The organism is Bacteroides sp. UBA939 (assembly GCF_002293435.1).
GTDB lineage: Bacteria > Bacteroidota > Bacteroidia > Bacteroidales > Bacteroidaceae > Bacteroides.
In genome coordinates, this window is the sequence record NZ_DBDF01000143.1 from 1 (window position 1) to 2,962 (window position 2,962).

Annotated in this window: 3 protein-coding genes; 2 read left to right on the plus strand and 1 reads right to left on the minus strand. The window is 41.5% G+C overall.

Annotation, left to right across the window (positions count from 1 at the left end; all coding sequences use genetic code 11):
* The first annotated feature begins 329 nt into the window (after window positions 1-329).
* Window positions 330-1,466, plus strand: a complete 1,137-nt coding sequence (locus B2Z67_RS08880) for a PCMD domain-containing protein (RefSeq protein ID WP_291529467.1) — start codon at window positions 330-332, stop codon at window positions 1,464-1,466.
* A gap of 15 nt (window positions 1,467-1,481) precedes the next feature.
* Entirely contained in the window at window positions 1,482-2,270 is a 789-nt protein-coding gene (locus B2Z67_RS08885; protein WP_291529468.1) for a porin family protein, read from the plus strand.
* 475 nt (window positions 2,271-2,745) lie between these two features.
* Here the strand turns inward: B2Z67_RS08885 and B2Z67_RS08890 are convergent.
* Window positions 2,746-2,962: hypothetical protein (locus B2Z67_RS08890; protein ID WP_291529469.1), on the minus strand; the 217-nt coding region annotated here is incomplete at its 5' end.

Consider the following 2,962-nt stretch of genomic DNA (forward strand, 5'->3'; position numbering starts at 1 on the left):
AAAACATCCTCAAAAATAACTCTTAAGTAATGATTAAAAAATAACTTGGTACACATTATGACGGCACTGATGAGATGCGATCCCTTTCTTTCATCAAAACTGTCCCAACTTATTTTTTCAATCATTACTAAAAGAAAACTGAATAAATTCAAAACAGCTTCTTGATGGGTACAAATTTAAAAAAATATGTTATTAATGTATATGCAAAGTATTCTATTTCTAAAAAAGAAACTTAACTTTGCGCTTGAGTCTTTAAAAACCTGTTTGTATAAACAATAACCATTGAGAGAAAATATTGACTCTATATTGATAATCAAAAACTGAATTAAATGAAGATTAAAGCGCTGATCTCTTGCTTCTTTTTGGCTTTTGCTATATCTGCCTGCATACAAGATGAAGCACTCAATTCGGAAGCGGCTATTGATGGCTGTACAGGTACCGATGTGCAATTGGTTAACATTAATACCAATGACAAAGTAGTTGATGTATATGTAAACAACGGTGCAGACCTCGCAAAAATAGAATTGATATTCAGTTTACCCGAAGGAGCTGCCATTAGAGCAAACGAAACTAAAGCAGGAGATGCCGGAAGTGTCTATAATTTCAGTGACGGAGACCACTCACGCGCATTCACGGTTACTTCGGAAGACGGTAAATTCGCACCTGTCTACAAAGTGAACCTCAAAGCTCCCGGCTTGCCGACTTCTTATCACTTCGAGAATCTGGTGACTACCGAAGAACCTTTCCACATTATATACGAAGAACTAAATCCCTCAAACATCAACTGGCAATATCTGCAATGGTCCAGCGGAAACCCCGGATATAAACTGACCTTTATGGCAAATGGAGCCACAGACTATCCTACCGTGCAGGTAGACGGAGGACATGAAGGCAAATGTGTCAAACTGGAAACCAAGAATACCGGCAATTTCGGAGCAATGGTAAAGATGTACATTGCTGCCGGAAACTTATTCATCGGCAACTTCGATGTTACGAAAGCCCTGTCGGGAGCAAGCGGTGCACTCCAGGCCACTACTTTTGGTTTCCAGTTCTATAAACGTCCCGTAAGCCTGAGAGGATATTTTAAGTATAAAGCCGGGGCTGTTTATACAGAGAACGGAATTACCCAAAGCGGTCCTAAAGACCGGTTTGATATCTATGCCATCATGTACGAAGCTGCCGAAAATTCGTTTATGCTGGACGGAACCAATGCAAAGACTTCCGATAAATTAGTATATCTGGCACAAATCAACGAGGAAGACGCAGTGGAAACCGACACCTGGACTGAATTCAGACTATCGTTTGAATCGCAGAACGGAAAAACGCTCGATGAACAGAAACTCCGGAACGGAAAGTATAAACTCGGCATCGTATTCTCTTCGAGTATAGACGGCGGCCGGTTCAAAGGCGCAGTAGGAAGTACTTTATATATAGATGAAGTAGAACTGATTTGCGAAGAGGATTAATAAAAGGAAATGGTCATGAAGAAATATACTATCATACTTATTACGTTACTGTTAGCCGTAGCAAGCGTTACGCCGGTAAAAGCGCAGGAATACAGAAACCAAAGTCTCACCCGGTCTTACCTCCGCGGTTGGGAGTATTCACTGAAAGCCGGTTTCAGCATTGGCGGCACTGCCCCCCTGCCCCTGCCCGAGGAAATACGCAAGATAGACAGCTACATTCCCAGTATGGCAATCTCAATTGAAGGCAATGCCACCAAATGGCTGGACGAACAGAAAATCTGGGGATTGACTTTAGGCTTACGCCTGGAAAGCAAGAATATGACAACAGAAGCTACCGTTAAGAACTACGGCATGAAGATTATCAATACCAACGGCGGAGAATTGAAAGGTCTCTGGACCGGAGGCGTAAAGACCAAAGTGAAGAACTCCTACCTCACCATGCCCGTACTTGCCAACTACAAAATCAGCAAACGCTGGAAACTGGTAGCAGGCCCTTATTTCTCTTATTTGCTTGAAGGAGATTTCTCCGGCCATGTCTATGAAGGACATCTCCGCACCCCCGACCAGACAGGTTCGCGCGTAGACTTTACCGGTAATAGTATTGCTACGTATGATTTCTCCGACAACCTCCGCAAGTTTCAGTGGGGCTTACAGTTTGGCGGAGAATGGCGCGCCTTCAAACACTTACACGTCTATGCCGACTTGACTTGGGGACTGAATGATATCTTCAAAAAAGATTTCGACACAGTGACATTTGCCATGTATCCTATCTATGTGAATATTGGATTCGGGTATTCGTTCTAACTTTAGGAGTTACAGGAAATACAAAAACAAATAGATATTAACTCAAGTTTCGTATGTGATTTATATTGTTGATAATCAAGCAGTATCTCTATTAGCTTCGCTGACAGAGATACTCTTGTTAATCCGCGTACCGCTAAATTATTATTTAAGAAAAAATCCGCGTTCGTCCGTTTAATCCGTGTCGTCCGCGTACCCATTCTTCGCTAAATTCTCATTCATAGTATAGAATAATTATTACAAAGCACTTACACTATGAATAATTCAGGCTAAATACTATTTGAATTTACTTAGTAGTAGTGTATGAACTACTACTAAGTAATTGACCAATCACTACCGGACAAAGCCGAAGGTAATCAATTCGACGGATCTACAGAAGCATATCAACGCACAGAAATAATGAATGATTGCTACTTGATTCTTTATTTAAAAATTGAGTTCAGCCAACACCTCCATAAAGTTGAANNTTTGCTCGTATCTATCTGATAATGAACAAATTGAAGCGTTGCAGATACCCGTTGCAGATGCGTTGCAGATACTTTATCTGCCACACATCTGCCACCGCTTTCAAAAGAGTCTCATAGTAGCTGTACCGCATATATCCCGTATTTACACCGCATATATGCGGTTCGCGAACGGCATATATGTGGTGTACGAACGGGATATATGCGGTGTAAGCATTCGGCTTAGTGCAT